The 26996-nt window shown below is 70.1% G+C and carries 30 protein-coding genes and 1 tRNA gene; 15 read left to right on the top strand and 16 right to left on the bottom strand.

Going from position 1 to position 26996, the window contains the following annotated elements:
- Positions 1-9: 9 nt before the first annotated feature.
- Genes CKW28_RS21365 through CKW28_RS21345 form a run of 5 tightly spaced genes read right to left on the bottom strand, consistent with a single transcriptional unit; the run spans position 10 to position 5441 of the window.
- Positions 10-1332 (bottom strand): DUF58 domain-containing protein, encoded by a 1323-nt coding sequence (locus CKW28_RS21365; RefSeq protein ID WP_003925238.1) that lies wholly within the window; start codon positions 1330-1332, stop codon positions 10-12.
- 10 nt (positions 1333-1342) lie between these two features.
- Positions 1343-2362, bottom strand: a complete 1020-nt coding sequence (locus tag CKW28_RS21360) for an AAA family ATPase (protein WP_081475480.1) — start codon at positions 2360-2362, stop codon at positions 1343-1345.
- Positions 2359-3504, bottom strand: coding sequence for a DUF4350 domain-containing protein (locus CKW28_RS21355; protein ID WP_003925236.1), 1146 nt, complete (start codon positions 3502-3504; stop codon positions 2359-2361). Before CKW28_RS21355 ends, CKW28_RS21360 begins: the two co-directional genes overlap by 4 nt.
- On the bottom strand, positions 3501-4148 hold the full coding sequence (locus CKW28_RS21350) for a DUF4129 domain-containing protein (RefSeq protein WP_003925235.1): 648 nt from the start codon (positions 4146-4148) through the stop codon (positions 3501-3503). The genes CKW28_RS21355 and CKW28_RS21350 overlap by 4 nt, the downstream gene beginning before the upstream one ends.
- Before the next feature lie 24 nt (positions 4149-4172).
- Positions 4173-5441 carry a DUF7847 domain-containing protein gene (locus tag CKW28_RS21345; protein WP_040546830.1) on the bottom strand — a complete coding sequence of 423 codons (1269 nt, stop codon included), beginning with the start codon at positions 5439-5441 and terminating at the stop codon, positions 4173-4175.
- Between the two features lie 80 nt (positions 5442-5521).
- Between CKW28_RS21345 and CKW28_RS21340 the strand changes: the two genes are divergently transcribed.
- The 3 genes from CKW28_RS21340 to CKW28_RS23980 are packed head-to-tail and all read left to right on the top strand — an operon-like array spanning position 5522 to position 7212.
- Positions 5522-5986, top strand: coding sequence for a GatB/YqeY domain-containing protein (locus CKW28_RS21340; protein ID WP_003925233.1), 465 nt, complete (start codon positions 5522-5524; stop codon positions 5984-5986).
- Positions 5987-6023: 37 nt separating this feature from the next.
- A complete protein-coding gene (locus tag CKW28_RS21335; protein WP_003925232.1) occupies positions 6024-7013 on the top strand; it encodes an LLM class F420-dependent oxidoreductase in 990 nt (329 codons plus the stop codon).
- 40 nt (positions 7014-7053) lie between these two features.
- The gene (locus CKW28_RS23980; RefSeq protein WP_165483621.1) at positions 7054-7212 is read left to right on the top strand and encodes a hypothetical protein; all 159 of its coding nucleotides are present in this window, start codon (positions 7054-7056) and stop codon (positions 7210-7212) included.
- 25 nt (positions 7213-7237) lie between these two features.
- On the opposite strand, the gene CKW28_RS21330 is transcribed toward CKW28_RS23980, so the two are convergent.
- A complete protein-coding gene (locus CKW28_RS21330) occupies positions 7238-7906 on the bottom strand; it encodes a hypothetical protein (RefSeq protein WP_040546652.1) in 669 nt (222 codons plus the stop codon).
- 122 nt (positions 7907-8028) lie between these two features.
- Between CKW28_RS21330 and CKW28_RS21325 the strand changes: the two genes are divergently transcribed.
- Both CKW28_RS21325 and CKW28_RS21320 read left to right on the top strand, forming a co-directional pair.
- Positions 8029-8751, top strand: a complete 723-nt coding sequence (locus tag CKW28_RS21325) for a HemK2/MTQ2 family protein methyltransferase (protein WP_040546828.1) — start codon at positions 8029-8031, stop codon at positions 8749-8751.
- Positions 8748-9011 carry a CDGSH iron-sulfur domain-containing protein gene (locus CKW28_RS21320; protein WP_003925228.1) on the top strand — a complete coding sequence of 88 codons (264 nt, stop codon included), beginning with the start codon at positions 8748-8750 and terminating at the stop codon, positions 9009-9011. Before CKW28_RS21325 ends, CKW28_RS21320 begins: the two co-directional genes overlap by 4 nt.
- Before the next feature lie 6 nt (positions 9012-9017).
- On the opposite strand, the gene CKW28_RS21315 is transcribed toward CKW28_RS21320, so the two are convergent.
- The 5 genes from CKW28_RS21315 to ponA2 form a co-directional block, all read right to left on the bottom strand.
- Positions 9018-10067, bottom strand: coding sequence for an iron-containing redox enzyme family protein (locus CKW28_RS21315; RefSeq protein WP_234784894.1), 1050 nt, complete (start codon positions 10065-10067; stop codon positions 9018-9020).
- 370 nt (positions 10068-10437) lie between these two features.
- Positions 10438-10511: transfer RNA gene (locus tag CKW28_RS21310), tRNA-Pro, on the bottom strand.
- Positions 10512-10768: 257 nt separating this feature from the next.
- Entirely contained in the window at positions 10769-11887 is a 1119-nt protein-coding gene (gene cds1 / locus CKW28_RS21305) for an L-cysteine desulfhydrase Cds1 (protein ID WP_050811941.1), read from the bottom strand.
- Positions 11887-12864, bottom strand: a complete 978-nt coding sequence (locus CKW28_RS21300; protein ID WP_003925225.1) for a metallophosphoesterase — start codon at positions 12862-12864, stop codon at positions 11887-11889. The genes cds1 and CKW28_RS21300 overlap by 1 nt, the downstream gene beginning before the upstream one ends.
- A 116-nt stretch (positions 12865-12980) precedes the next feature.
- Positions 12981-15449, bottom strand: a complete 2469-nt coding sequence (gene ponA2, locus CKW28_RS21295; protein WP_003925224.1) for a transglycosylase/D,D-transpeptidase PonA2 — start codon at positions 15447-15449, stop codon at positions 12981-12983.
- Between the two features lie 284 nt (positions 15450-15733).
- On the opposite strand from ponA2, the gene CKW28_RS21290 reads away from it, so the two are divergent.
- Complete coding sequence (locus CKW28_RS21290) at positions 15734-16084, top strand: WhiB family transcriptional regulator (protein ID WP_040546824.1); 351 nt, start codon at positions 15734-15736, stop codon at positions 16082-16084.
- Between the two features lie 75 nt (positions 16085-16159).
- On the opposite strand, the gene bagB is transcribed toward CKW28_RS21290, so the two are convergent.
- Entirely contained in the window at positions 16160-17293 is a 1134-nt protein-coding gene (gene bagB, locus CKW28_RS21285) for an ATPase BagB (RefSeq protein ID WP_003925222.1), read from the bottom strand.
- Between the two features lie 58 nt (positions 17294-17351).
- Positions 17352-18386: an ATPase BagA gene (gene bagA / locus CKW28_RS21280; RefSeq protein ID WP_003925221.1), complete on the bottom strand. Its 1035-nt coding sequence runs from the start codon at positions 18384-18386 to the stop codon at positions 17352-17354.
- A gap of 45 nt (positions 18387-18431) precedes the next feature.
- On the opposite strand from bagA, the gene sp36 reads away from it, so the two are divergent.
- From sp36 to CKW28_RS21265, 3 genes are read left to right on the top strand one after another with little or no spacing between them, the layout of a single operon-like run.
- Positions 18432-18593 (top strand): Sp36 family protein, encoded by a 162-nt coding sequence (sp36, locus tag CKW28_RS21275; protein WP_003925220.1) that lies wholly within the window; start codon positions 18432-18434, stop codon positions 18591-18593.
- Positions 18590-19048, top strand: a complete 459-nt coding sequence (locus CKW28_RS21270; RefSeq protein WP_003925219.1) for a RidA family protein — start codon at positions 18590-18592, stop codon at positions 19046-19048. The genes sp36 and CKW28_RS21270 overlap by 4 nt, the downstream gene beginning before the upstream one ends.
- Positions 19045-19842 carry an MBL fold metallo-hydrolase gene (locus CKW28_RS21265; protein ID WP_003925218.1) on the top strand — a complete coding sequence of 266 codons (798 nt, stop codon included), beginning with the start codon at positions 19045-19047 and terminating at the stop codon, positions 19840-19842. The genes CKW28_RS21270 and CKW28_RS21265 overlap by 4 nt, the downstream gene beginning before the upstream one ends.
- A gap of 31 nt (positions 19843-19873) precedes the next feature.
- Here the strand turns inward: CKW28_RS21265 and crp are convergent, their stop codons facing one another.
- Positions 19874-20548: a cAMP-activated global transcriptional regulator CRP gene (gene crp / locus CKW28_RS21260; RefSeq protein WP_003925217.1), complete on the bottom strand. Its 675-nt coding sequence runs from the start codon at positions 20546-20548 to the stop codon at positions 19874-19876.
- Between the two features lie 88 nt (positions 20549-20636).
- On the opposite strand from crp, the gene CKW28_RS23975 reads away from it, so the two are divergent.
- The 5 genes from CKW28_RS23975 to marP all read left to right on the top strand — a co-directional run bounded on the left by CKW28_RS23975 (position 20637) and on the right by marP (position 24675).
- The gene (locus tag CKW28_RS23975; RefSeq protein ID WP_220096797.1) at positions 20637-20999 is read left to right on the top strand and encodes a hypothetical protein; all 363 of its coding nucleotides are present in this window, start codon (positions 20637-20639) and stop codon (positions 20997-20999) included.
- Positions 21000-21274: 275 nt separating this feature from the next.
- Positions 21275-21982: an endonuclease III gene (gene nth, locus CKW28_RS21245; RefSeq protein ID WP_234784898.1), complete on the top strand. Its 708-nt coding sequence runs from the start codon at positions 21275-21277 to the stop codon at positions 21980-21982.
- A gap of 12 nt (positions 21983-21994) precedes the next feature.
- Positions 21995-22639: a TlpA family protein disulfide reductase gene (locus CKW28_RS21240; RefSeq protein WP_003925213.1), complete on the top strand. Its 645-nt coding sequence runs from the start codon at positions 21995-21997 to the stop codon at positions 22637-22639.
- Complete coding sequence (locus CKW28_RS21235) at positions 22636-23463, top strand: NUDIX hydrolase (protein WP_003925212.1); 828 nt, start codon at positions 22636-22638, stop codon at positions 23461-23463. The genes CKW28_RS21240 and CKW28_RS21235 overlap by 4 nt, the downstream gene beginning before the upstream one ends.
- A gap of 9 nt (positions 23464-23472) precedes the next feature.
- Positions 23473-24675 carry an acid resistance serine protease MarP gene (gene marP / locus CKW28_RS21230; protein ID WP_003925211.1) on the top strand — a complete coding sequence of 401 codons (1203 nt, stop codon included), beginning with the start codon at positions 23473-23475 and terminating at the stop codon, positions 24673-24675.
- Here marP and CKW28_RS21225 read toward each other — a convergent pair.
- On the bottom strand, positions 24672-25637 hold the full coding sequence (locus CKW28_RS21225; RefSeq protein WP_040546646.1) for an alpha/beta fold hydrolase: 966 nt from the start codon (positions 25635-25637) through the stop codon (positions 24672-24674). The genes marP and CKW28_RS21225 overlap by 4 nt on opposite strands.
- Complete coding sequence (locus tag CKW28_RS21220) at positions 25637-26152, bottom strand: phage holin family protein (RefSeq protein ID WP_040546820.1); 516 nt, start codon at positions 26150-26152, stop codon at positions 25637-25639. The genes CKW28_RS21225 and CKW28_RS21220 overlap by 1 nt, the downstream gene beginning before the upstream one ends.
- A gap of 156 nt (positions 26153-26308) precedes the next feature.
- Here CKW28_RS21220 and CKW28_RS21215 point away from each other — a divergent pair, with 156 nt between their 5' ends.
- Positions 26309-26995, top strand: coding sequence for a S1 family peptidase (locus tag CKW28_RS21215; RefSeq protein WP_003925208.1), 687 nt, complete (start codon positions 26309-26311; stop codon positions 26993-26995).
- Position 26996: the final 1 nt, after the last annotated feature.

Raw genomic sequence — 26996 nt, 5'->3', positions numbered from 1 at the left:
GCCGGCGGCTCAGAGCCGGCCGGCGGCCTTGATCGCCAGATAGTGGTCGGCCAGGGCGGGGGCCAGCTCCTCCGGCGGCGCGTCCACCACTTCGACGCCGTGCCGGCGCAGCCGCATCGCGATGGCCCGCCGCTCGTTGCGTGACCGTTCGGCCGATGCGGCGTCATAGACCTGCGCCGCATCGGCCCGGCCGGCCGCGAGTTGGTCGACCCGGGGATCGGCCACCGCGGCCAGCAGCACCTTGTGCCGGGCGGTCAGCTGCGGCAGCACCCCCATCAGGCCCTCATCGAGTGCGCTGGCGTTGAGGTCGGTGAGCAGCACCACCAGCGCCCGGCGCCGCACCCGCCGCTGCACCTCAGCCACCAGCGCCGAGGCGTCGGATTCCACCAGCGCCGGTTGCAGCGGCGCCATCGCGTCGACCAGTCTGGCCAGCAGTTCGGTGCGCGGCGCGTTGAACACCGCGGCCCGCAGTTCCCGGTCGTGCGCCAGGAAGTCCACCCGGTCGCCGGCGCGGGACGCCAACGCCGCCAACAGCAGCGCGGCGTCCATCGACCAGTCCAGCCGGGGCCAGCCGCCCGGTTCGGAGCCGGTCGGGTCGACCCCCACCCGGCCCGCCGAGGTGCGGCCGGTGTCCAATGCGATGACGACCCGCTGATCGCGTTCCGGCCGCCAGGTGCGCACCACCACGTCGTCCTTGCGGGCGGTGGCGCGCCAGTCGATGGACCGCACATCGTCACCGACGACGTACTCGCGCAGCGAGTCGAACTCGGTGCCCTGACCGCGGATCAGCACCGGCACCGCACCCTCGAGGTCCCGCAGCCGGGCCAGGCGGGCCGGAAGATGCTTGCGGGACAGGAACGGCGGCAGCACCCGCACCCGGCCGGGCACCCGGTGCGACCGCTGCCGACCGGCCAGACCGGCCGGACCCAACGTCCGCACCGTCACCAGCGCCGAGTGTTGATCACCCCGCCGGGTCGGCCGCAGCGTGGTGCGCAGTCGCACCCGCTGCCCGGGATCGAGGTGCAGCGCATGCAGCCGCGGTTCGGCCCGGGCGCTGGGCGGCCAGGCGTCGCGCAGTCGGCCGCGCAGCCGGCGCCCTCCGCCGTTGGCGACCTCCAGCAGGGCGTCCACCGACTGGCCCAACCGTGCAGTGCTCTCCCCGGAGCGGCTGAACAGCAGCTGCCGCGGGTTGGCCGCAAGGGCGGCGTCCACCACCACCGCCACCACCAGCAGGCTCAGGAGGGCAGCGAAAGCCATTGCAGGCCAAGGCGACACCGCGATCGGCAGGATCGCGACCGCGGCGACCAGGGCAGTTCGGCCGGTGACGATCATCGTCCCACCGTCAGCGCGGGACCGGGACGGCCGCCAGGATGGCCTCGAGCACGGTGTCGGTGTTGGCCCCCTCCAGTTCGGCCTCCGGCCGCAACATCACCCGGTGCCGCAGGGTGGGCCGCGCCATGGCCTTCACATCGTCGGGGGTGACGTAGTCGCGCCCGGACAGCCACGCCCAGGACCGAGCCGTGGCCAGCAGCGCGGTGGTGCCGCGCGGCGACACCCCCAGCTGCAGCGCCGGGGACTGCCGGGTGGCGGCCGCGATGTCGACGATGTAACCCAGCACCTCGTCGGCCACCCGCACCTGACGCACCGCCTCCCGCCCGGCCGCCAGTTCGGCGGGGCCGGCCACCGGCCGCACCACCGACAGATCGCGGGGATCGAAGCCCTGCGCATGCCGGCTGAGGATCGCGATCTCCTGATCGCGGGGCGGCAGCGGGACGTTCAGCTTCAGCAGGAAACGGTCGAGCTGCGCCTCGGGCAGCTGATAGGTGCCCTCGTACTCGATCGGGTTCTGGGTGGCGGCGACGATGAACGGATCCGGCAGCGGACGCGCCTCCCCCTCGACACTGACCTGCCGTTCCTCCATCGCCTCCAACAACGCCGCCTGCGTCTTCGGCGGTGTGCGGTTGATCTCGTCGGCCAGCAGCAGATTGGTGAACACCGGCCCGGGCCGGAACTCGAACCGGGCGGTCTTGGCGTCGTACACCAGCGATCCGGTGACGTCGCCGGGCATCAGGTCCGGGGTGAACTGGACCCGTTTGAAATCCAGCTGCAGCGCCGCCGCCAGGGTGCGGATCAACAGCGTCTTGGCGACCCCGGGGACACCTTCGAGCAGCACGTGTCCCCGGCACAGCAGGGCGATCACCAGACCGCTGACCACGGCGTCCTGGCCGACGACCACCTTGGCGATCTCCTGCCGCAGGGCCAGCAACGCGTTGCGGGCGGCGTTGTGGTCGCCGGGAGCAGACGCGCCGGAAGGGGGCGGAGTGGGCGGAGTGGGCACCGACTGCGGTGGGGGCTGCGTCACGATTGTGCGACCTGCCTTTCGATGTCGTCGAGTTCGTGGGCGAGGGTGACCAGGTCGGCGTCGGTGGCCGGAACCGGTCCGTACAGAACATGGTTCACCGCGGCGGGGTCGCGGCCGGAGCGGGCGGCCACCGCCAGGGTGACCTCGGACGGGGTGGCGGACGTCTGCAAGCCCAGCCGGGACACCAGGCGCTGCACGGCGCCGGTGCGCAGCGCTTCGGCGGCCCGGTCGCGGGCGCGGCGCGACCGGTACAACCGGCCCCGGCCCTCCACCGTCTCCGAGGCGCGCACCACCACCGGAAGTGGTTCGGTGACCAGCGGTCCGAGCCGGCGGCCCTGCCACCACGCCAGCAACACCACCACGACGATCAGCTGCCACACGATCCAGCCGACGTGTTCCGGAATCAGATCGGAGAGCGCCGCATCCCCGGTGGATTCGGCCGGCGGTTGTTGCGGCGCGAACCACACCACCCGGGGCTGGGTGCCGGCCAGGTTCAGCGCCAACGCGGCGTTGCCGCCGTCGGCCAGGGCGCCGTTGGACATGAAGCCGCTGCTGCCGACCACCGTGGTGACCCGGTCACCGTCGGTGAAACGCACCACCGCGCCGTCGTAGCAGCGGGTCAGGTCGACATCGGAATCGTCGGCGGCGGTGAAGGTCTCGGCGATCCCGAAGTTCACGTCCCCGGCGCGGGTGGCCTCGCGCATATCGCAGTCCGGTGTCCCGCCGAAGGTGAGCAGACCGTCGGTCCGGATCTGGGGTGCGAGGATCTCGCGGGCACGTGCGGACGGGGCGATGAGCAGCCGGTCGCCGGGCAGGCCGTCGAGGCGGCGCAGCTGATCTTCGTCGAGGTAGAACAACTGGGCCAGCACCAGCAGGGTGTCCGGACGGGCGGCGTCGACGACCTCGTCGACGGTTCCGGCGGTCACCACCTCGACCCCCTGCTCGTCCAGCAGGGTCACCAGCGCGTGCGCACCCTCGGGAGTGGTGGCCTCCGGATCCATCCGGCCGCCGGACTGCGGTGGGCTCAGCAGGACCCCGAGCACCGCGACCACGGCGAGGACCGACACGACCAGAACCACCCAACGGGCGGTGCGCCACCGCTCCCGCAGGGTCGGCCCGACCGCGGTGGAAGGCCGGCTCATCGCAGCTCCGCCCATCCACTGCCGGCCGGCGCGGCTGCCGTCGGTGTCCCGACCGGGGGCCGGTTGCGGATCCGCTCGTCGAGGTCGGCGATCATCCGGTACGCCGCTTCGGTGCCCGCCCGGTCGCCATAGGTGACGTCGTTGAACACCTCGGCGGCACGGCGCATCTCGCCGGCGAGGTGGGGGAGCAGGACGCCGGTGTCGCGGGCCAGTTCGGTGGCGGTGCGTCCGGCGACCGGGGTGAGCACTCCGGTCTCCTCGAGCTGGCGGGCCACCGCGCGGAGCCGGTGCCGGATGGCCGTAGCCCAATCTCCAGCTGCGGCAGCCTGTTCGGCGGTGGCGCGGTGTCGGGCGGCGGTGAGTTCCCGGGTGTCGAACAGTGCGGGCTCGGTCCGGCCGGTGCGTATGGCGCGGCGGGCCACCCGGACCGTGATCACGATCGCCGCGGCGACCAGAAGGAACAGCACGCTGAGGGTGAACCAGCCGCCCGGCAGTGACGCACCCTCCATCGCGATCCGGTACAGCAGCTGGTCGAGCCAGTCGCTCAACCGTTCCAGCAGAGACGGGCCGGAGTAGATCGGTTTGGCCAGTTCGGCTTCCGCGGCGTCCCGGGCGGTGTCGCGTTCGATGTCTATGGTCGGCACGTCAGGTCGGTTCGGTGTCGGGGGTCATCGTGGGTGGTGCGCCGCCCACGGCGTGGTCGGTCGGGGCAGCCACAGCTGGTCGGTGGATTCGGCATGTGCCGGGCCGGCCGTCGCGCCGGTCTGCAGGACCAGGTCGAACGCTTCGGCGCGGATCCTGCGGTCGGCGTAGAGCAGCACGATCACACCGGCGTTGAACGGTGTGGTGATGATCTGGCCCACCGCACCGCCGATCGCGATCAGGGTCAGCGAGATGATCGCCAGCGCCGACGAGTCGGCGCTCAGCCCGAACAATCCGCCGGCGACGCTGAACGGCACCGCCACCGCGACCGAGATCACCCCGGCGACCAGCCAGGCCAGCAGCCGGATGCCGAACACCCGCCAGAACGAATTCCTGACCAGACCGAATGAGCGGGCTATCGCGGCGAACACACCGAGGCGTTCCAGCACGATCACCGGTGGACCGAAACTGAGCACGGTGGCCAGGTAGGCCAGCAGCGCCACGGTGCCCAGGAACAGCAGCACGATCAGGGCCCCGGCGCCCGCTCCGCCGGCCGCGGCGAGCGCGGCACCCATGACGACGGCCAGCACGACGATGACGACCACGGCGAGCAGCTCCAGCACGCTGAACCCGATCAATGCCCACAGCCGGCCCCGCAACCGTTCCCAGGCCTCCGAGATCGTGATGCCGGCGCCGAAGACCGCACGCCCGATCACCACGGTGAGCATGCCGCTGAGCACCAGCAGCGCCAGCGTGTTGGCGACCGCGGTGGTGACGCTGGCCAGATCGGCCCAGGACAGCCCGACGGTGGACACATCGTCACCCCGCACGCTCGACACGAGATCACCGGTGGCGGCCAGCGACCCGATCTGCAGGACGAGTGCGAGCAGTTGCGCGACCACCACGACGATCGCCGTCAACCCCAGCGTCGCCTTGGGATTGGTGCGGATGTAGGCCACCGCGCCGTTGAAGATGTCCGACAGCGTCAGCGGACGCAACGGAATCACGCCGGGCTTCAGAGCGGTCTGGCGCATCGGCGCCATCGGGTTCACCGGGATGGGTGGGGGCGCACCCCATCCGGGCGGATATCCCGGCGGATAGCCGGGTGGTGGGCCGGCAGGCGGGTAGCTCCCGGGAGGTCCGTATCCCGGGGTGTCATAGGCCGGCGGTCCGTAACCCGGTGCCGGGTAGGCCGGCGGTCCGTAACCCGGTGCCGGGTAGGCCGGCGGCGGACCGGCCGGCGGTGGACCCGGCGGCGGGTCGGGCGGTGGATACCCGCCGGCGTCGTTGCTCATGGCGTCCATCCTCGCGATCACGATCGAAATTGACAACGCACACGGGCGCGCGTCGCGGACTCGGACAGTAGCGTTGCACCATGGCGGAACTCAAAGAACGGATCCGCGCAGACCTGACCGCCGCGATGAAGTCGCGGGACCGGCTGCGCACGGCCACGCTACGGATGGTGCTGGCGGCGATCCAGGCCGAGGAGGTGGCGGGTAAGACCCAGCGCGAGTTGTCCGACGAGGACGTGATCAAGGTGCTGGCCCGCGAGTCCCGCCGGCGCAGCGAGGCCGCGGAGATCTACACCCAGAGCGGGCGCGGCGAGCTGGCCGCGACCGAACACGCCGAGATGCGGGTCATCGACGAATACCTGCCGCCTCCACTGACCGAAGCCGAGCTGGCCGATGTGGTGGACACCGCCATCGCCCAGGTCGCCGAGGAACTCGGGGAACGGCCCGGCAAGCGGCAGATGGGTCAGGTGATGAAGGCCGCGACCGCGATCGCGGCAGGCAAGGTGGACGGCGCCCGGCTCGCGGAGGCGGTCAAGGCCCGGTTGTAGCCGTTTGTCCGGGCCGGCCGCGGGGCACCCAGGGGCCATGACCCGTTTTGGTTACACCCTGCTGACCGAACAGAGCGGACCGAAGGATCTGATCCGCTACGCGGTGGCGGCGGAGCGGGCCGGGTTCGATTTCGAACTGTGCAGCGACCACTACTCCCCATGGCTGGCCGCACAGGGCCACGCCCCGTACGCCTGGAGTGTGCTCGGCGCCGTCGCGCACGCCACCGACCGGGTGGAGTTGCTGACCTTCATCACCTGCCCGACGATGCGGTACCACCCGGCCGTCGTCGCCCAGAAGGCCGCGACACTGCAGATCCTGGCCGACGGGCGGTTCACTCTCGGCCTCGGCAGCGGGGAGAACCTCAACGAGCACGTCGTCGGCCGGCGATGGCCGACGGTGGCGCGGCGGCACGACATGCTGCGTGAGGCCATCACCATCATCCGCGGGCTGTTCAGCGGTGAGGTCGTGGACTGGAAGGGTGAATACTTCGAGGTCGATTCGGCCCGGCTGTGGGACATCCCGGAAGTGCCGGTCGCGATCGCGGTCGCGGTGTCCGGCGACCGTTCGGTGGAGATGTTCGCCCCGATCGCCGACCACCTGGTGACCACCGAACCCGACGCCGGCCTGGTCGGGTCCTGGCATCACCTGCGCCGCGCCACCGGGCTACCGGTCGAGACGCGGGTGTTCGGGCAGGTGCCGATCTGCTGGGACCCGGACCGCGACGCCGCCGTCGAGCGGGCCCACGAGCAGTTCCGGTGGTTCGCCGGCGGCTGGGCGGTGAACTCGGATCTGCCGACCACCGCCGGATTCGCCGGGGCGACGCAGTTCGTCCGGCCCGAGGACACCGCCGCGGCCATCGCGTGCGGACCGGATCTGGACGCCATCGTCGAGGCGGTGCGCGCCTACTGGGACGCCGGGTTCACCGACATCGGTTTGATCCAGATCGGCGACGAGAACCAGGACCTGTTCCTGGAGAAGGCCGCGGAAGCGTTGCTGGACAAGTTGCGTGCCGCGGCTCCCCGGTGAACCGCGATCCGCTCGGTTCACCCGAAAGGAAAGGATGAGGATGCCCAAGGGTAAGGGTATTTACGACGAGGAGAACGCCCCGAAGGACGAGCCGAAGGGTGGCCGCCCAGGCCCGACCGATCAGGGCCGCGAAGGTGGGATGGCCACCCGGGAACAGGCCCCTGACGTGGTCGAGAGCGGGGAGGAACCCACCGCCTGACGACCCCTCCGGATCATCGGCCGGATCACTCGGCTGAGCGGCCTTCGCGGCTGCGCCGGTAGGCGGCCCGCCGGAAATCGGCCAACCACCCGGGCAACAACTGCACCCCCGGCGCGGTGTTGAGGACGGGGTCGAACGACACCTCGCGCCCGGTGATCAGGTCGTGCAGGGTGAGCTGGGCCAGCGGGCGGAACCGGCCGGTGCCGGCCGCCTGCTCGATGTCGAACACCATGCCGCCGTCGGCGATGCGTTCGGCGACCGCGTCCAGCGACAGACCGGGTTGCTCGAAGACGGACGCCACCCGGCCGCGGAGCCACCAGGTGCCACCCGCGTAGCGGACCGGCATCAGGCTCGACGTCGTCACGCCGGTCCAGCCGATCGCCGGGCGGAGCAGCAGCCGGCCCAGCGGGCCGCCCGTGGTGGACGCCAACAGCACGTCCCACGGCGGGCCCGGCGGCGGGTGCGGGGGCATCCGCCAGGCCAGGCCGACGATGTCGGGGACCGACCCCGGCAGGCCGATGCCCTTCGACACCCGGCCGATGACCTCGCCGGACACCATCGGCAGACCGTCACCCGGCGCGGCGAGCCGCTCGAGGGTTCCGCCGGCCAGCACCCCGGCCGGATGGAACAGGCGGCGGTGCCGGATCGCGGACCCCAACCGGACGGGTAGGGCGGCAAGGTCAGAGGCACTCATGTGTCTCAGGTGCCCGGGCCCGCCGGTCGGCAAACGTCGCGGCGCGTTTCAACCGCGGTCAAACAGGGCATTAGTTCCCGCGTAGCTCGATGATGAGCTTGCTGGACCGTCGAAAGGCCGATGTGACAACCGCATACACCGATGTCCGCGACGCTTTGGATACCGCCGGCCGGTCCGGCGGTATCTCCGCCCCACCGGGCGTGTACGCCCCGCAGGAGGACTCCCGGCTGCTCGTCGATGTGCTGGACCGAACCGGGCTGGCCGTCGACCGTCGAGTCGTCGATCTGTGCACCGGAAGCGGTGTGGTGGCGATCAACGCCGCCAGGCAGGGAGCGTTCCACGTCAGCGCCTTCGACATCTGCCACCGCGCGGTGCGCTGCGCCCGGGCGAACGCACTGTCCGCCGGTGTGGACGTCGACGTCCGGCTGGGCTCGTGGGCCCGCGCGGTGGAGTTCGGGCCGTACGACACCGTGGTGTGCAATCCGCCGTACGTGCCGCACGGCGGGGACGACGACACCGACCGGATTCCCCCGCACGCCGGCCCGCCGCAGGCCTGGAACGCCGGCCAGAACGGCCGGATGGTGCTCGATCCGCTGTGTGCCGCCGCGCCGGCCCTGCTGGCCGACGGCGGATCGCTGCTGGTGGTGCACTCGGAGTTCTCCGGAGTCGACCAGAGCCTGGCCGCGCTGCGCACCGGCGGGCTGAACGCCGAAGTCATTGCCGAGCAGTGGATTCCCTTCGGCCCGGTGCTCACCGCCCGGGCCGCGTTCCTGGAACGTCTCGGCATGCTCGATCCCGGGCGTCGGGAGGAACAACTCGTGGTGATCCGGGCGGACAAGCCGTGACCGCTCGCGAGGCCCGCATCGTGCGGGTGGTGCCCAACGGACCGATCCTGGTGGAGGGCCCGGTGTGTATCGAGCTGCCCGACGGCGCGGTGGTCGAGTCCGACCGGTTCATGGTCGCGATCTGCACGTGCCGGCGCAGCAAGAACTATCCGCTGTGCGACACCAGCCACCGCCGTCGGCAGAAACCGCCCGCCGACAGCTCGGCTCAGAACGCGGTGCCCCAGAACGCGGTGTCCCAGAGCGCGGCGACCCAGAACTGACGTCACTCAGTGACGTAGCGAGCTGCGGCCGGCGTTCCAGCACGCCATCAAATGCCCGGCAAGCCGGTCCTCGACCACCGCATGCGCGCGGATCCCGAACACCACATCGCGGTCCAGCCGCGGCTCCCGCGCCACCAGATCCCCGACCACGTCGGTGCGCACCACCTGCTCGTGCACGGCGTCCGCCTCGACGTGTTCGGCGTAGAACGCGATACACGCCTCGGGTGCGCCGAGCCGCTGCAATGCCTGGACCAGCCGGCGGGACCCCGGCGACGAGGTGATCTCGGTGGAGGCGAAATGCCCGACCGCCGCGCCGCGGAACTCCCGGTGCAACCCGAACAACGACATCAGGTTGACCGTGGCCAAGGTGTCGGCGCCGACGGCGTCGATGTAGCCCAGGTAGGTGGTGTCCAGGCCGGCGGCCTCGAGCAGATCGGCGTACAACTCCTGATGCACCCGCGGGCCGCGGCCGCCGCCGTACTCGTCGAACTCCACGGCGACGAACGACGCCTTGGCCTGCCCGATCAGCCGGGGGATCGCGAACGCGTGCGGATCGGCCTCCTTGAGGTGATACAGCGAGCGGTGAATGAAGTACTCCCGCATCTGCTCCCACGTGCCGGAGTCGCGCAGGTGGTACGACGGGCCGGTCGCATCGGGATGGCCGTCGACCGGTTCGCGGGCCAGCCGCTCCATCTCGTCGGCGGCGGTGACGTCCGATTCGATCGGCCCGACGTCGCGACGCACCGCGGCCAGGAACGCGTCCTCGAGCTGACCGCGCAGGTGCAGCAGCGCCGGATTCCACTCCCAACGCGGGTCCACGCCGGCGAAGCCGCGGTAGTGCAACTCGTAGCAGGTGTAGAGCGCCAGCTGCAGATCCAGCCCGTACGGGTCGGCGTCGCCGATCGGCGCGTCGATGCGGATCAACGTGCGGCGGGGCGGACGTTCGGCCAGCACGTTGATCACCGCTGCGGACAACGGCCCGACCGCGGTCGGCAGGCGGGGTTCGGCGAACTTCCGGGGGGCCGCGGACGTCGAGGGCAAAGAAGGCACGGTCACGGCCTCTATCGTTCCCCACCTCGACGTTCGTCAAACGCTTTTGACGGTCCCGCAACGTCGAGGAAGGTCCGCGCCGAGTGCATCCGCCGCCGCGAGTGTGTCGGTGCTGTCGCGACCGTGTGGGTGGTGCGCCGGATGTGTGGCGGCTGTGCTGAGGGTGCGGCCACCGGGCCTATTCGGCCGATTCTCGACAGCCGGGACACCGTCACGTCAGCCGGCGGACATTCATCGCAGCCACAGCACACTCACATGCGGCTGCGACTGTTGCGACCGGTGCCACTGAAACCGCATGAAAACCACATGAAAACGAAAAACCCGCTCCCGCCTGGGTTACCAGGCCGAGGAGCGGGCCTCTCGTGAAATCACCGAGTCGGGGTGGCGGGATTTGAACCCACGACCTCTTCGTCCCGAACGAAGCGCGCTACCAAGCTGCGCCACACCCCGATGAAGCTATGACAGGGTATCGCACCGCTGCGGCGGGAAGCCAAACGGGTTTCCCCTCACCCCGTCGAAGTCCCGGAGAAGTCCCGGAGAAGTACCGAGAAGCCGGGAAGAAACCGGCGCCGCCCGACGTTGAGCCACGTGATCGCAGCTGGCCTGACGCATGCGGGAAGGGAGGCGTCGGGGATGACAACATTGGGAGCCGCCCTCTACATCGGATTCTTCGTCGCAGCGGCGCTGTGGCTGTATCTGACCGGGGATCACGGCCAGCGGCCGGACCGCTCGAACTCGTCGAGCACCGCATCGGCCGCCGACACGTCGAGGCCCTGCTTGGTGAGCCACTCGTCGTTGAAGTAGGTGTCGTGATAGCGGTCGCCGCTGTCGGCCAGCAACGTCACCACCGAACCACGGCGCCCCTCGGCCACCATCTCGGCCAGCAGGGTGAACGCACCCCACAGATGGGTGCCGGTCGACGGTCCCACCCGGCGGCCCAGCACGCGGCTGGCATGGTGCGCCGCGGCGACCGACGCGGCGTCGGGCACCGCGATCATCCGGTCGACCACCCCGGGCAGGAACGACGGTTCCACCCGCTGCCGGCCGATGCCCTCGATCCGCGACGACTCGGTGGTGACCACATCGTCGAGGCCCTGCGCATACGCCGGGAAGAATGCGGAGTTCTCCGGGTCGACCACACACAACCGGGTGTCGTGACAGCGGTAGCGCACATACCGCCCGATGGTGGCGCTGGTGCCGCCGGTGCCCGCGCCCACCACGATCCACTCCGGAATCGGATGCGGCTCGGCGCTCATCTGCTGGAAGATCGACTCGGCGATGTTGTTGTTCCCGCGCCAGTCGGTGGCCCGCTCGGCGTTGGTGAACTGGTCGAGGTAATGGCCGCCGGTCTCCTCGGCCAGCCGCTCCGCCTCGGCGTACACCTGGGACGGTTCCGCGACGAAATGGCACCGCCCGCCCTGGGCTTCGATGAGTTCGATCTTGGCGCTGCTCGTCGACGCCGGGACCACCGCGATGAACGGCAGCCCCAGCAGCGCCGCGAAGTAGGCCTCCGACACCGCCGTGGACCCCGACGACGCCTCGATGATCGTGGTGTGCTCACCGATCCAGCCGTTGCACAACCCGTAGAGGAACAGTGACCTCGCCAACCGGTGCTTGAGGCTGCCGGTGATGTGCGTGCTCTCATCCTTGAGATACAGCTGCACATCGGCCGAGCGCCACGCCTCCGGCAACGGGTAGCGCAGCAGATGGGTGTCGGCGCTGCGCCGCGCATCGGCCTCGATCAACCGGATCGCGCGGTGCACCCACTCCCGCGGCTGGGTGCGGGACGCGCCGGCCGTCGACCGGCCCACCGCCCCGCGTCCCATCAACCGGTGGTCTTCTGCGCCGAGACGGTGGGATGGGCGCGGCCGGCATGCGATCCGCTGTCCGCGCCGCCGCTAGGCGCGGCCACCAGCGTCAACAGCGTTGCCTCCGGGCGGCAGCAGAACCGCACCGGCGCGTACGGCGAGGTGCCGATGCCGGCGGACACGTGCAGCGCCATGTTCGCGCCCCATCGGGACGCGCCCTTGGCACGCGACCGGTCCAGTTCGCAATTGGTCACCAACGCGCCGTAGAACGGCAGGCACAGCTGACCGCCGTGGGTGTGCCCGGCCAGCACCAGCTGGTAGCCGTCGGCGGCGAACCGGTCCAGCACCCGCGGCTCGGGGGAGTGGGTGAGGCCCAGCGTCAGATTGGCGGTGCGGTCGGCCGGCCCGGCGATGGTCGGATAGCGGTCCCGTTTGAGGTGCGGATCGTCCACCCCGGCCGCGGCGATCCGCAACCCCGCCACCTCGATGACGCGGCGGGTGTGGGTCAGATCCAGCCAGCCGCGCTCGGTGAACGCCGCCCGCAGATCCTGCCAGGGCAGCGGTTCGCCGAACACCCGGTGCGACGGTTTGACGACGTAGTTCAGCGGGTTCTTCAGCCGCGGCGCGAAGTAGTCGTTGCTGCCGAAGACGAACAGCCCGGGCAGCGACAGCAGCGGGTTCAGTGCCTGCACCACCGTCGGCACCGCCTTCGGGTGCGCCAGGTTGTCGCCGGTGTTGACCACCAGGTCCGGCTCCAACCGGGCCAGCTCACGCAGCCAGGCCTGCTTGCGGCGCTGGGTCGGCCGCATGTGGATGTCGCTGATGTGCAGCACCTTCAGCGGCGTCGAGCCCGGCGCCAGCACCGGCATGGTCACCTCACGCAGCGTGAACGCGTTGCGTTCGATCAACGACGCGTAACCGATTCCGGCGGCCAGCGAGCCGACGGCCAGCGCTGCCGACTTCCGCGCAACCGATCGGGATGATGCAACGGGCATGCAGGCAGCCTACTGCGCTACGGCGCGACGGGCCCGTGCACCCGCATCAGTACTGGTGAGCCGGTGCCGATGAGCCGGTGCTGGTGAGCCGGTGCCCACCGAGCACGGCCCGTCGATCACGGCGGCGGCGGTGGCGGTGGCGGCGGCCCGAGCACCGGCACCGTGATCGGCGGCAGACCCGGGATCTCCACCACGGTCTGGCCGATCGGGGGTGGCGGCCCGCCGGGGATGTCGGGCACCCGGATCGTCGGCGGCGGTGGTGGAGCCGGCGGGATGCCGTTGCTCACCTGGATCGTCACGATCGACCCGGGAATGGTCTGCCCGGACGGGTTGGTGCCCACCACGGTTCCGCGCCGCGCACTGCTGTTGACGGTCGCGACCCCGTCGGCGACCTGGAAACCGGCGTCGCGCAGACGCTGCCGCGCGGCTTCCTCGCTCAGCCCCGACACACTCGGCACCCGGGAGCCGGGTCCGCCGTCGACATAACGCGGATCGGTGGGCGGCAGCGCCACCGGGCCGAACTTCTCGGCGATCGGCTTCATCGCGGCGAACCAGGTGCGAGCCGGCTCATTGCCGCCGAACAGGTCGCCCGACCCGCACCGCCGCAACGGGAACGAACACAGCTCACCGGGACTGTTGGAATCGTCGTAGATGTAGTTGGCGGCGGCCAGCTGATTGGTGAAGCCCAAGAACGCCGAGGAGCGGTTCGACTCGGTGGTACCGGTCTTGCCGGACATCGGAAGATCCCAGCCCACCGACGCGGCGGCGCCGGCCGCGGTACCGGCACCCCGGTCGTCCTCGCTCATCGCATTGGCCAGCGTGTTGGCCAGCCCCTCGGGGACGACCTGTTCGCAGGTCTCGGTCGTCACCGACACCTCGTTGCCGTGCCGGTCGTAGACCTTGTCGATCGGGTTCGGCGGGCACCACACCCCGCCCGAGGCGAGCGTGGCGGCCACATTCGACAGCTCCAGCGCGTTCACCTCGATCGGGCCCAGCGTGAACGAGCCGATGTTCTGCCGCTTCACCCAGTCGGCGATGCTCTCGTCGGAGTTCGGGTCGTAATCGCGGGCGGTGCCGGGCTGGGCGTAGGACCGCAACCCCAGCCGGACCGCCATGTCGACGGTGCGCGGCACGCCGATCTGCGAGATCAACTTGGCGAACGCCGTGTTCGGGGAGGTGGCCAGCGCGTCGGTGACGTTCATCGAGCCGCGGTAGCTGCCGGCGTTGCGCACACACCAGGTGGCCGCCGGGCAGCCGGGGGTGTCACTGCTGCCGAGCCCCTTGGCCTGGAAGAACGCCGGCGCCTCGAGCTGGGTGTTGATCCCCATGCCCATCTCCATCGCCGCGGCCGTGGTGAAGATCTTGAACACCGACCCGGCGCCGTGACCGACCAGCGAGAACGGCTGCGGCTGCATGGTCTCGCCGGCCTCGGAGTTCAGCCCGTAGTGCCGGCTGCTCGCCATCGCCAGCACCGGGTGCGACTCCTTACCCGGCCGGATCACGCTCATCACGCTGGCCACGCCGTTGGCGTCGGGACGCGCGTACTGGTCGATCGCCGACTTCACCGCACGCTGCACCTCGGGGTCCAGCGTGGTCTTGATCAGATACCCGCCCTTGGCGACCTGCTCCTTGCTGATCCCGGCCCGGGCCAGGTACTCCAGCACGTAGTCGCAGAAGAAGGCCCGGTCACCGGCGGCGATGCAGCCGCGGGGCAGTTCGTTGGGCCGCGGCAGGATGCCCAGCGGCTGCTCCTTGGCGGCGCGCAGCGCCTCGGCCTCCTGGGGCAGCTGGTCGATCATCGTGTCGAGCACCAGGTTGCGCCGGGCCAGCGCGCCGTCGGGATTGGTGTACGGGTTCAGCGCGGTGGTGGACTGCACCAGCCCGGCCAACAACGCGGCCTGATGCCAGTCCAGCTCCGAGGCGTTGATGCCGAAATACGTCTGGGCGGCGTCCTGGATGCCGTACGCGCCGTTGCCGAACGACACCAGGTTCAGGTACCGGGTGAGGATCTCAGGCTTGGTCAGCGTCTTGTCCAGGGTGAGCGCCATCCGGATCTCCCGCAGCTTGCGGGCCGGGGTGGTCTCGATCGCGGCGCGTTTCTCGGCGTCGGTCTGGGCGACCACCAGCAGTTGGTAGTTCTTCACGTACTGCTGTTCCAGCGTGGAGCCGCCGCGAGTGTCGGAGTCGCCACGCAGGTACCCGGTCAGGCCCGTCAGCGTGCCCTGCCAGTCCACACCGTTGTGCTCGGCAAAGCGCTTGTCCTCGATCGCCACGATTGCCAGCTTCATCGTGTCGGCGATCTCCTCGCTGGGCACCTCCCAGCGGCGCTGGCTGTACAGCCAGGCGATCGGATTGCCCTCGGCGTCGACCATCGTCGACACCGCCGGGACATCGCCTTCGACGAGCTGCGCCGAGCCGTTCGCCACCACGTCGGACGCGCGGTTCGACAACAGCCCGATGCCCCCCACGACGGGGAACATCAGCGCAGCGGCGATCACGGCCGCCAGCAAGCAACACCAGGCCAGCTTGATGACGGTGGCCGCCCGGGTCGATTCAGTCGGGGCGGTCGGCGGATCCTCCGGCATGACGTACAGCGTAGCGACGGTGGCGGACCTGATCTGCCGAGCTGTGCAGATACCGCGAATCCGGCGTCACGGCGAGGTGCGCGAGTAACGGAAGTGACTGGCCCTGCACGCTCGTCCCAAAATTGTGCCGGTCTCCGTCTTGCATAAACCAGCGCTGACCACGTAGCTTCTATGCACAGTGCGATTAACGTAACAATCCGCTGGGCAATGTGGCGTAGATCGCATTACGATTTACGCCGAGGTAGAAAGGACCGCCTCGAACGGTCATGAAGAAGGGATCGCTGGTGTCAAGCAATCGGCCCGCACCCGGCAGGAGCAAGTCCACTGCCCCTGGTTTCAAACCCAGTACCTCGTCGGAGTCCCGGATTGCGTGGGTGTCCCGCGCCCGGTGCCGGCAGACCGACCCCGATGAACTGTTCGTCCGCGGTGCCGCGCAGCGCAAGGCAGCGGTGATCTGCCGGCACTGCCCGGTCATCCTCGAGTGCGGCGCCGACGCCCTCGACAACCGGGTCGAGTTCGGCGTCTGGGGTGGAATGACCGAGCGCCAACGTCGAGCCCTGCTCAAACAGCATCCTGAGGTGGTTTCCTGGGCGGACTTCTTCGCCGCGCAGCGCAAACAACGCAACGCGGTCTGACCGCCTCGCAGATCTGACAACGTCACCGGCCGACCCCGGCCGACTTCACCGACCCGCACGAGCCGGCGGCCGACATCAGGCCGCCGGCTCCGTCGTTCCGGTGATCTGATCGGCGATCGCGCCCAGCGCGTCGAGATCGGAGACGTCGAACGGAAGCGACGGCACCCCGACGATCGGCACATGCGGGTTGGCCCCGGTGAACCGGGACAGCAGCCGGATCTCCCGCTTGGCGGTCTGATACCGGTCGGCGTGGATCCGCAGCACCGCCGCGGTCAGCGATGCGGGGTCATCCGCCTCGAGCTGCTCGGCGGCCTCGATCGCCTTGTCCGGGTGCAGATCACACAGCGTCGGGTGGGTGCGGTTGAGGATCAACCCGGCCAGCGGCATGTGCTCCTCCGACAACCGGTCGACGAAGAACGACGCCTCGCGCAGCGCGTCCGGCTCGGCCGCCGACACCACGACGAACTGGGTGCCGCGGCGCTTGAGCAGCTCATAGGTGCGGTCCGCCTTCTCCCGGAACCCGCCGAAGGTGGCGTCCAGGGACTGCACGAACGCCGCGGCGTCGGCGAGCATCTGGGAGCCCAGGATCGTCGAGATCGCCTTCATGGCCAGGCCCATCGCGCCGGTCACCAGCCGGCCGATGCCGCGACCCGGCCCGAGCAGCAACCGCCACAGCCGGCTGTCCATGAAGTTGCCCAGCCGTTTCGGCGCATCCAGGAAGTCCAGCGCGTTGCGCGACGGTGGGGTGTCGACCACCACCAGATCCCACTTGTCCTCGGCGAGCAGCTGACCCAGCTTCTCCATCGCCATGTACTCCTGCGTGCCGGCCAGTGACGTGGCGACGGTCTGATAGAACTGGTTTTCCAGAATCGCGTTGGCGCGGTCGGGCCCGGAGTACTGGATCACCATCTCGTCGAACGTCCGGCGCATGTCGAGCATCATCGCGTGCAGTTCGCCCGGCACCTCCGGGGCCAGCGGCACCCGCTGCGGGGTGTTGCCGAGGTCGTCGATGCCCAGTGCCTGGGCCAGTCGTTTGGCCGGGTCGATGGTGAGAACCACGACGGTGCGCCCGTATTCGGCGGCGCGCAGGGCCATCGCCGCCGCGGTGGTGGTCTTGCCGACGCCGCCGGCGCCGCAGCACACCACCACGCGGTTGCTGGTGTCCTTGAGGATCGAGCCCATGTCGAGGGCGGGTGGTGCGGTGCTCATCGATTCCTCCCCAATCTGTGTGCCTGCGGGTGCCGGATCGGCGCGTCGAGCCGACCGTTCATCGGACACCTTGGTGGGCAAGCGCTTCGGCGAGTTCGTAGAGGCTGCCGAGGTCGATACCCTCCGGCAGCGCGGGCAGCTGCAGCCGGGGCACGTCCAGCCGGTCCAGCTGGGTGGCGCTCTCGGCGCGCGCCCGGATCCGGGTGGCGTGCTGAATGGCCTGGGTGAGCAGACCGGCGAAATCCTTGTCGGACAGCGTGATCCCGGTCTTGGCCAGATCGGTCCGCACCGTGTCGGCGTCGATGTCACCTTCGGCCGCCTTGGCCAGATCGCCGGGTGCGAGATAGGCCGGGATGTTGCGGTTGACGATCACACTGCCGATCGGCAGGTCGAGTTCGCGCAGTTCTTCGATCGCCTCGATGGTCTCCTGCATCGGCAACGCCTCGAGCAGGGTCACCAGATGGATCGCGGTCAGATCGGAATGCAGCACGTTGACCACGCTCTCGGCCTGCGCGTGCACCGGGCCGCCCTTGGCCAGATCCGACACCGCCTTGGTGACGTCGAGGAAGCGTGAGATGCGCCCGGTGGGCGGTGAGTCCACCACGACGGCGTCGTAGATCTGCTGCTTGGCGTGCTTGTCCGGTTTGTCGTTACGGGTGACGATCTCGCGGATCTTGCCGGTGAGCAGCACATCGCGCAGGCCCGGGGCGATGGTGGTGGCGAACTCGACCGCGCCGATGCGCCGCATCGCGCGGCCGGCCAGCCCCAGGTTGTAGAACATGTCGAGGTATTCCAGGAACGCGGCCTCGGTGTCGATCGCCAGCGCGTTGACCACGCCGCCGCCCTCGGCGGTCGCGATCTTGACTTCCTCGTACGGCAGCGGTGGGACGTCGAACAGCTGTGCAATACCTTGGCGGCCTTCGACTTCGACCAGCAACACCTTGCGTCCACCGGCCGCGAGGCACAACGCGAGCGCGGCCGCGATGGTGGATTTGCCGGTACCGCCCTTGCCGGTGACGAAATGCAGCCGGGCCCTGGTCAGGCGCGACGGCCAACCGACCGGTTTGTTGCCGCTGGGTGAAGAACTCACCACTGCATGCTAGCCAAGCAGGATTTGACCGACCGATAAGCTCAGAACATGACCGAACCAACCCGGTGGGAGTACGCCACAGTGCCGTTGCTCACCCATGCGACCAAGCAGATCCTCGACCAGTGGGGTGAAGACGGGTGGGAACTGGTGTCGGTGCTGCCCGGACCCACCGGCGAACAGCACGTGGCCTACCTGAAGCGTCCGAAGTGAGCACCTGGTCGAACCGACTCACCGAACTGGGCATCAGCCTGCCCGCCGTGGCCGCGCCGGTGGCGGCGTATGTACCGGCGGTGCGCACCGGCAACCTCGTCTACACCTCGGGTCAGCTGCCGATGGTCGACGGCAACCTGGCGGCCACCGGCAAGGTGGGCGGCGAGGTGACCCCGGAGCAGGCGAAGGCGCTGGCCCGGGTGTGTGCGCTCAACGCGCTGGCGGCGGTGCACGACCTGGCCGGGATCGACGCCGTCACCCGGATCGTGAAGGTGGTCGGCTTCGTGGCGTCCGCGCCGGGCTTCACCGGTCAGCCGGGGGTGGTCAACGGGGCGTCGGAACTGTTCGGGGAGATCTTCGGGGACGCCGGCGCGCACGCGCGCTCGGCGGTCGGGGTGTCGGAGCTGCCGCTGGACGCCCCGGTGGAAGTCGAGCTGATTGCCGAGATCAGGTGAGCGATCTGGAGCATCCGGCCTACGGGCTGCTGCGCCCGGTGACCGAGACCGCCTCGGTGCTGCTCGCCGACAACCCGGGCCTGATGACGCTGGACGGCACCAACACCTGGGTGCTGCGCGGACCGGGCAGCGACGAGATGGTGGTCGTCGACCCGGGGCCCGACGACGCCGACCACATCGCCCGGCTGGCCGAGCTGGGGCCGATCCCGCTGGTGTTGATCAGCCACAAACACGAGGACCACACCGGGGGCATCGACAAGATCGTCGACGCCACCGGCGCGGTGGTGCGGTCGGTCGGCAGCGGATTCCTGCGCGGGCTGGGTGGTCCGCTCACCGACGGTGAGGTCATCGAAGCCGCCGGCCTGCGGATCACGGTGCTGGCCACACCCGGCCACACCGTCGACTCGCTGTCGTTCGTGCTCGACGACGCGGTGCTGACCGCCGACACGGTGCTCGGGCGGGGCACCACCGTGATCGATGACGAGGACGGCAGCCTCGCGGCGTATCTGGAGTCGCTGCGGCGGCTGCGGGGGCTGGGCCGGCGGGTGGTGTTGCCCGGCCACGGGCCCGAACTACCGGATCTGGCCGCGGTCAGCGACATGTATCTGGCGCACCGCGAGGAACGTCTCGAACAGGTCCGCGCGGCGCTGCGGGAACTCGGCGAGGACGCCACCGCGCGTCAGGTGGTGGAACACGTCTACACCGATGTCGACGAGAAACTGTGGGACGCCGCCGAGTCGTCGGTGCGCGCCCAGCTCGATTACTTGCGATTTCGGCGTGGTCACGACCGCTGAGCGATCGCAACCACGCCGAAATCGCGAGATGTCAGCGGGCTCGGCGGGCCAGCCGCTCCGAGTCGGAGATCAGTACGCTCTTACCCTCGAGCCGGATCCAGCCCCGTTGGGCGAAGTCCGCCAGCGCCTTGTTCACGGTCTCCCGCGACGCGCCGACCAGCTGGGCGATCTCCTCCTGCGTCAGGTCGTGGGTGACCCGCAGCATGCCGCCCTCCTGGGTGCCGAACCGCTGCGCGAGCTGCAGCAGCTGCTTGGCCACCCGGCCCGGCACGTCGGTGAAGATCAGGTCGGCCAGCGCGTTGTTGGTGCGGCGCAGCCGGCGGGCCAGCACGCGCAACAGCTGCTCGGCGATCTCCGGACGGTCCTTGATCCACCCCCGGAGCGCGTCGCGGTCCATCGACACCGCGCGGACCTCGGTGATCGTGGTGGCGCTCGACGTCCGCGGGCCCGGGTCGAAGATCGACAGCTCACCGAACATGTCGGACGGGCCCATGATCGTGAGCAGGTTCTCCCGTCCGTCCGGTGACCGCCGGCCGATCTTCACCTTGCCGGAGATGATGATGTACAACCGGTCGCCTGGCTCCCCCTCGGCGAACACGGTGTGACCACGTGGAAAGTCCACGGGCTGCAGTTGCTTGGTCAGCGCGGCTACCGCGCTGGGTTCAACCCCCTGGAAGATTCCGGCCCTCGCCAGGATCTCGTCCACAGTCTGTTCCTCTTACGCCGTTGGGTGATGTGACATGCGCCAGCCGACCCCTGTTCCGGTTAGCGAAGTCAGTCTAGAGGTATGTCACGTGCGTGACTTACCCACGCTACACACGATCTGCATGTCGGGGCGGCTGAAAACTCGTTTTCTGCTGGTGATGGACATATATGCGGGTGGGCAGCGCCGGTTTGTCCAGGTCAGCGGCCCACCCGACGATGGTACGCGACACACCGTTGGTCGACGGCCCGGCGGCAGCCGCCCGATCAGCCTCGACGCCGGCGGTAGGGTTCCGTTGGGGCGCCCGGACCGGATGGTCGGCGGCGGCGTCGTCGACCAGACCGGCTTCGAGGCGTTCCAGCCCGAAGGTCGCCAGCATCAGCAACCCGGGGATGAACGCGACGAGCAACCAAGACACAAGGCTGAAGTAAACACGCCGAAGATCTCAGGGTGATCACAAAACGTCACCGGCGCCACTACCGTCAAACGGTTCGACGGATCCGCCCGGGATGCACCCCCGAAACCACACGCGGCTCGAGCGCGGCCGGGCCCCGGACCGGGTTCAGTAGGCTGGCAGCCGTGACAACGGGAGCGTCCTCGGCCGCGGAGTCGGCACCGGTCAAGCGCACTCGGCGGTCCGCCCCCTCGGCAGATTCGAAGACCTCGGCAGATTCGAAGACCACGGCGAAGAAGGCCAGATCGAAGAAGAACTGGGACGCCGAAACCCCGCTGGGCCTGGTGCGGCGGGCCCGGCGGATGAACCGGAAGCTGGCGCAGGCCTTCCCCCACGTGTACTGCGAACTCGACTTCACCAACCCGCTCGAGCTCACCGTGGCGACGATCCTGTCCGCGCAGAGCACCGACAAACGGGTGAACCTGACCACCCCGGCGCTGTTCCGCAAGTACCGGACCGCGCTGGACTACGCGCAGGCCGACCGTGCCGAACTCGAGGAGCTGATCCGGCCGACCGGCTTCTTCCGCACCAAGGCGAACTCGCTGATCCGGCTCGGTCAGGAGCTGGTCGAGCGCTTCGACGGCGAGGTGCCCGACAACCTCGAGGACCTGGTGACGCTGCCCGGGGTCGGCCGAAAGACCGCCAACGTCATCCTCGGCAACGCGTTCGACGTCCCCGGCATCACGGTGGACACCCATTTCGGCCGGTTGGTGCGGCGGTGGCGGTGGACCGACGAGCGGGATCCGGTCAAGGTCGAACACGCCGTCGGCAAGCTCATCGAACGCCGGGAGTGGACCCTGCTGAGCCACCGGGTGATCTTCCACGGCCGCCGGGTGTGCCATGCCCGCAAACCGGCGTGCGGAGTGTGCGTGCTGGCCGACGACTGCCCGTCCTACGGGATCGGGGAGACCGACAAGCTCGCCGCGGCCGAACTGGTCAGGGGACCGGAACGAGACCACCTGCTGGCGCTGGCCGGCCTGTAGAGGCCGCGGCCCATGAGTGCGACGACCCGCTGGAGCCTGGCTGCGCTGATCGTGGCGCTGGCCGTGGGTGTGGGACTGTGGCGGCAACTCGACAGCCCGGCCCCACCCGCGCAGCGCGGCGGTCCGCCGGTGGTCGCCGAACAACCGGCCGGGGACCGAGCGGCGCCGGCCGAGGTGCGGGCCGCCGCGGATCTGGCGCCGTGTCCGGAGGGCGACGGCGGAGCGGGCCCGGAGCCGCTGCGCGGCATCGAGGTGCGGTGCGCCGCCGACGGCGCCCCGATCGACGTGGCGCCCGCGCTGGCCGGCCGGCCGGTGGTACTCAACCTGTGGGCCTACTGGTGCGGACCGTGCCGCGACGAACTGCCCGCCATGGCCGAATACCAGCACCGGGCCGGCCCCGAGGTGACCGTGCTGACCGTGCACCAGGATCCCAACGAGGCGGCCGGGCTGGCCCTGCTGACCGAACTCGGGGTGCGGTTGCCGACGCTGCAGGACGGTGAGCGCAGAATCGCCGCGGCGCTGCGGGTGCCGAATGTGATGCCTGCCACGGTGGTGTTGCGGGCGGACGGTACCGTGGGCGAGGTTCTGCCGCGCGCGTTCACCACCGCCGATGAGATCGCCGCGGCGGTCGAGCGGGAGTTAGGAGAGTCGCGGTGAGGTGGGAGCGGGAACGGAGCCGGCTGGCTCCCGATGCTGCGCCGCCCTGGCTCAAGCAGCTGGTCGACAACGTCGACCACATCCGGCGGGCGTACCGGCGCCGGCTGCCCGCGGAGGTGGTGTCGGCGATCCTGGAGGCCGACGCCGAAGCCGACCGGGCCGCGGGCCGGGACACGTCCGGCCCCGCCGGGAAGCCCAAGCGGGACGCCGCGGTGCTGGTGTTGTTCTCCGGCCCGCCGGACGCGCCGGCCGGTGAACTGCCCGACGACGCCGACCTGCTGCTGACGGTGCGCGCGTCGACGCTGCGGCATCACGCCGGGCAGGCCGCGTTCCCGGGCGGCGCCGCCGACGACACCGACCCGGACCCGGTGTACACCGCGCTTCGGGAGGCCGCCGAGGAGACCGGAATCGACACCGCCCGGCTGCAGCCGCTGGCGACGATGGAGAAGATGTTCATCCCACCGTCGGGGTTCCACGTGGTGCCGGTGCTGGCCTACTCACCGGATCCCGGCCCGGTCGGCGTCGTCGATCCGGCCGAGGCGGCACTGGTGTCGCGGATTCCGGTGCGCGCCTTCGTCAACCCGGAAAACCGCATCATGGTGCACCGCGACGCCCGGACCCACCGCCTCGCCTGGCCCGCGTTCGTGCTCAACGAGATGCTGGTGTGGGGTTTCACCGGACAGGTGATCTCCGCGATGCTCGACGTGGCCGGCTGGGCCCGACCCTGGAACACCGACGACGTTCGCGAACTCGACGAGGCCATGGCCCTTGCCGGAAGCCCGGATCGGTCGCCCGGCAGATACGGTGATGCCCACGATGACTGAGGCTCGACAATGACAGCGGCGCAATGGCTCGACTTCGCCATCCTCGCCGTGGCGTTGATCGCCGCGATCTCCGGGTGGCGCTCCGGCGCGGTGGGTTCGTTGATGTCCTTCCTGGGGGTGGTGCTCGGCGCGGTGGCCGGGGTGCTGCTGGCCCCGCACGTCGTCACCTACATCGACGGCGCCCGAACCCGGCTGTTCGCCACCCTGTTCCTGATCCTGGCGCTGGTGGTGATCGGCGAGATCGCCGGTGTGGTGCTGGGCCGCGCGGCGCGCAGCGCACTCCGCAGCGGGCCGGTGCGCGCGCTGGACTCGGTGACCGGCGTCGCGATGCAACTGGTGGCGGTGCTGCTCGCGGCCTGGCTGCTGGCCACCCCGCTGGCGTCGACGTCGGGTCAGCCGGCGGTGGCCGCCGCGGTGAGCGATTCACGACTGCTCTCCGAGGTCGACAAGGTCGCGCCGGAATGGTTGCGGTCGGTGCCGCAGCGTATCTCGGCGTTGCTCGACGACTCCGGGCTGCCCGATGTGCTGGAACCCTTCGGCCGCACCCCGATCGCCGCCGTCGACGAACCCGATCCGGCACTGGCCCAGGACACCGTGGTCGGTCTGACCGCGCCGAGCGTGGTCAAGATCCGCGGTGTCGCCGAGGTCTGCCGGAAGGTGCTGGAGGGCAGCGGTTTCGTCATCGCCCCCAACCGGGTGATGTCCAATGCGCACGTCGTCGCGGGGGCTGATCAGGTCACCATCGACGCCGACGGCCAGGAGTATCCGGCCACCGTGGTGTCCTACGACCCGGACATCGACATCTCCATCCTCGATGTGCCAGATCTTCCGTTGCGGCCGTTGCAGTTCGTCGATCACGAGGCGCCGCCGGGCACCGACGCGGTGGCGATGGGCTATCCGGGCGGCGGTGACTTCGTGGCCACCCCGGTGCGGGTGCGCGAGACCATCACCCTCAAGGGCCCGGACATCTACCAGAGCAAGACCGTCACCCGCAGCGTCTACACGGTGCGCGGCAGCATCAAACAGGGCAACTCCGGCGGACCGATGATCGACCGCAGCGGCAAGGTGCTCGGGGTGGTGTTCGGCGCGGCCGTCGATGACGACGACACCGGCTTCGTGCTCACCGCCAAGCAGGTCGAGCATCAGATCGCCCGGGTCGGCAACACCGAACCGGTTCCGACCGGGCAGTGCGTGGGCGCGCCGGCCCCTTAACGGCCGGTGCGGCCGGTCAGGAAGCGGCCGAGTTCCTCGTTGACCACAGCGGGGGCTTCCTCGTGGGCGAAATGCCCTGCGCCCGGCACGGATACGTAGCGGCCGTGCGGGGCGTGGCGCTGCGTCCGGTGCACCGGGTCGGCCAGCACGTACGGGTCGGACTCGCCGTGCAGGTGCAGCACCGGAACGCGGACCGGCCGGGTCATCAACCGCATGAACCGGTGTCCCTCGCTGCGCAGCTGGCTGCGCACCGCCCAGCGCTGGTACTCCAGCGCGGAGTGCGCCGCCGAGGGGATCTGGATGGCGCGGCGCAGATGCCCGACGGTGGTGGCGAAGTCCTGGGTCGCCGGCCACTGCGCGCCGGCCCGGCTGCGCACCAGCCGCTCGAGCCGGGCGCCGTCGTCCTTGGTCAACATCCGTTCCGGCCAGCGCGGCAGCTGATAGCTCAGCAGTGACGGCAGCAGGGCGCGCGCCTGTGCGCGGTTCGACAGCGCCGAGGCCCGTAACGCCGCCGGATGCGGGGAGCTGACCAGCGCGATCGACCGCACCACCCGGGGATGCAGCACCGCGGTGGCCCAGCAGACCAGCCCGCCGTCGGCGTGGCCGACCAGCGCCGCGCGCGGATGTCCGAGTGCGCGGACCAGCCCGGCGGTGTCACCGGCCAGGGTCCAGCCGTCGTAGCCGCGCGGCGGTTTGTCGCTGCCGCCGTAGCCGCGCAGATCGACCGCCACCACCCGCGCCCCGGTCAGTCCGGTCAGGCCGGTCAGCTGATGGCGCCAGGAGTACCAGAACGACCCGAACCCGTGCAGCAGGATGACCAACGGCCGCTCGGTCCGCGGGATCCGCCGGTCGGCCTCATCCGGTTCGGCCTCCACCACGTGGAAGCGGATGCCGTTGGCGTGCACCTCGTGGTGACGCCAGGGACCGTCGATGCGGGTCACCGACGGGTCGGGCGGCGGCATCACCAACCGGATGGGTCGCTCGGTTTACCGGCCGTGGCCTCGGGTGCGGTCGGGGCCCCGGCCCGGTCGTGGCCGGGGGTGAGGGCTTCGCGGGTCTCCCTGACCGATTCGATGGTCTGCTTCGGCCCGCGGATGCGGCGCACCTTCAGATATCCGAACAGCGCGAGCACGGCCGCGACGACGACCATGATCCCGAACACGATCAGGAACGCGGCCCACCGCCACAACCAGGTGTCGAGCAGCTCGGCGAGGAAGAAGAACAGGAAGAACGTGGAGTAGAACAGCACGGTCAGCGCGGCGATGAAGAACACGCTGCCGGTGAGACCGCGTTTGACGTCGCGGGTGATCTCGGCCTTGGCCAGTTCGACCTCGGCCCGCACCAGCGTCGACACCTGTGCCGTCGCGTCTTTGACGAGATCCCCGATCGACGGATCGGGTTTGGGCGCGTGCGGGTCGACCAAGGGGATCGAGGTGACGGTGGTCGGCACGCCATTCTTACGCTCGCCAGTGCTCACGAGAACATCCTCCGATGTCGGTGGGTCGCGGTTCATGTTGCCATGCGCAGACCCGCTCAACGATGCCGGTCGCGGTTAGACTGGCTGTCGAGCGTGTTGTAGCGGGTCGGGGAACGTCGGTTTTCGGGAGGACACTTGGCGACCAGACGCCGCTGGATGTTGCCCATCGTCGCATTGACCGGGTTGCTGGTTGCGGCGCTGGTGCCGTCCGTCGTCGCCCACGCCGCCGGCCCGGTGCCGCTGGGCGGCGGTTCGGGCCTGGTGGTCAATGGTGAGACGTTGTGCACGCTGACCACGATCGGTCACGACAACCGTGGCGCGCTGGTCGGATTCACCTCGGCGCACTGCGGCGGCCCGGGCGCGGTGGTGTCCGCCGAGGGCGCCGAGGACGCCGGAGTGCTGGGCACCATGGTCGCCGGTAACGACGCGCTGGACTACGCGGTGATCGAGTTCGATCCGCAGAAGGTGATCCCGGTCAACGAGGTCAACGGATTCCGCATCGACGGGTTGGGGCCGGACCCGGTGTTCGGGGAGATCGCGTGCAAGCTGGGCCGCACCACCGGTCACTCCTGCGGGGTGACCTGGGGCCCGGGCCAGCAGCCGGGCACCATCGTGAACCAGGTGTGCGGTCAGCCGGGTGACTCCGGTGCGCCGGTCACGGTGAACAACCGGCTGGTCGGCATGATCCACGGCGCGTTCAGCGAGGTGTTGCCGACGTGCGTGGTCAAGTTCATCCCGCTGCACACGCCGGCGGTCACCATCTCGTTCAACACCCAGCTCGCCGACATCAACGCCAAGAACCGGCCGGGTGCGGGGTTCGTGCCGATCGGCGCCGTCCCCTGAT

It is taken from the genome of Mycolicibacterium thermoresistibile, from assembly GCF_900187065.1.
GTDB lineage: Bacteria > Actinomycetota > Actinomycetes > Mycobacteriales > Mycobacteriaceae > Mycobacterium > Mycobacterium thermoresistibile.
This window is presented reverse-complemented; position numbering and strand designations above follow the sequence as displayed.

Excerpts from the sequence above, each read along its gene's own strand:
- CKW28_RS21365 (WP_003925238.1), bottom strand. The coding sequence starts at position 1,332 with ATGATCGTCACCGGCCGAACTGCCCTGGTCGCCGCGGTCGCGATCCTG.
- CKW28_RS21355 (WP_003925236.1), bottom strand. The coding sequence starts at position 3,504 with ATGAGCCGGCCTTCCACCGCGGTCGGGCCGACCCTGCGGGAGCGGTGG.
- CKW28_RS21345 (WP_040546830.1), bottom strand. The coding sequence starts at position 5,441 with ATGAGCAACGACGCCGGCGGGTATCCACCGCCCGACCCGCCGCCGGGT.
- CKW28_RS21340 (WP_003925233.1), top strand. The coding sequence starts at position 5,522 with ATGGCGGAACTCAAAGAACGGATCCGCGCAGACCTGACCGCCGCGATG.
- CKW28_RS21335 (WP_003925232.1), top strand. The coding sequence starts at position 6,024 with ATGACCCGTTTTGGTTACACCCTGCTGACCGAACAGAGCGGACCGAAG.
- CKW28_RS23980 (WP_165483621.1), top strand. The coding sequence starts at position 7,054 with ATGCCCAAGGGTAAGGGTATTTACGACGAGGAGAACGCCCCGAAGGAC.
- CKW28_RS21330 (WP_040546652.1), bottom strand. The coding sequence starts at position 7,906 with ATGAGTGCCTCTGACCTTGCCGCCCTACCCGTCCGGTTGGGGTCCGCG.
- cds1 (WP_050811941.1), bottom strand. The coding sequence starts at position 11,887 with ATGGGACGCGGGGCGGTGGGCCGGTCGACGGCCGGCGCGTCCCGCACC.
- CKW28_RS21300 (WP_003925225.1), bottom strand. The coding sequence starts at position 12,864 with ATGCCCGTTGCATCATCCCGATCGGTTGCGCGGAAGTCGGCAGCGCTG.
- ponA2 (WP_003925224.1), bottom strand. The coding sequence starts at position 15,449 with ATGCCGGAGGATCCGCCGACCGCCCCGACTGAATCGACCCGGGCGGCC.
- bagB (WP_003925222.1), bottom strand. The coding sequence starts at position 17,293 with ATGAGCACCGCACCACCCGCCCTCGACATGGGCTCGATCCTCAAGGAC.
- sp36 (WP_003925220.1), top strand. The coding sequence starts at position 18,432 with ATGACCGAACCAACCCGGTGGGAGTACGCCACAGTGCCGTTGCTCACC.
- CKW28_RS21240 (WP_003925213.1), top strand. The coding sequence starts at position 21,995 with ATGAGTGCGACGACCCGCTGGAGCCTGGCTGCGCTGATCGTGGCGCTG.
- marP (WP_003925211.1), top strand. The coding sequence starts at position 23,473 with ATGACAGCGGCGCAATGGCTCGACTTCGCCATCCTCGCCGTGGCGTTG.
- CKW28_RS21225 (WP_040546646.1), bottom strand. The coding sequence starts at position 25,637 with ATGCCGCCGCCCGACCCGTCGGTGACCCGCATCGACGGTCCCTGGCGT.
- CKW28_RS21215 (WP_003925208.1), top strand. The coding sequence starts at position 26,309 with ATGTTGCCCATCGTCGCATTGACCGGGTTGCTGGTTGCGGCGCTGGTG.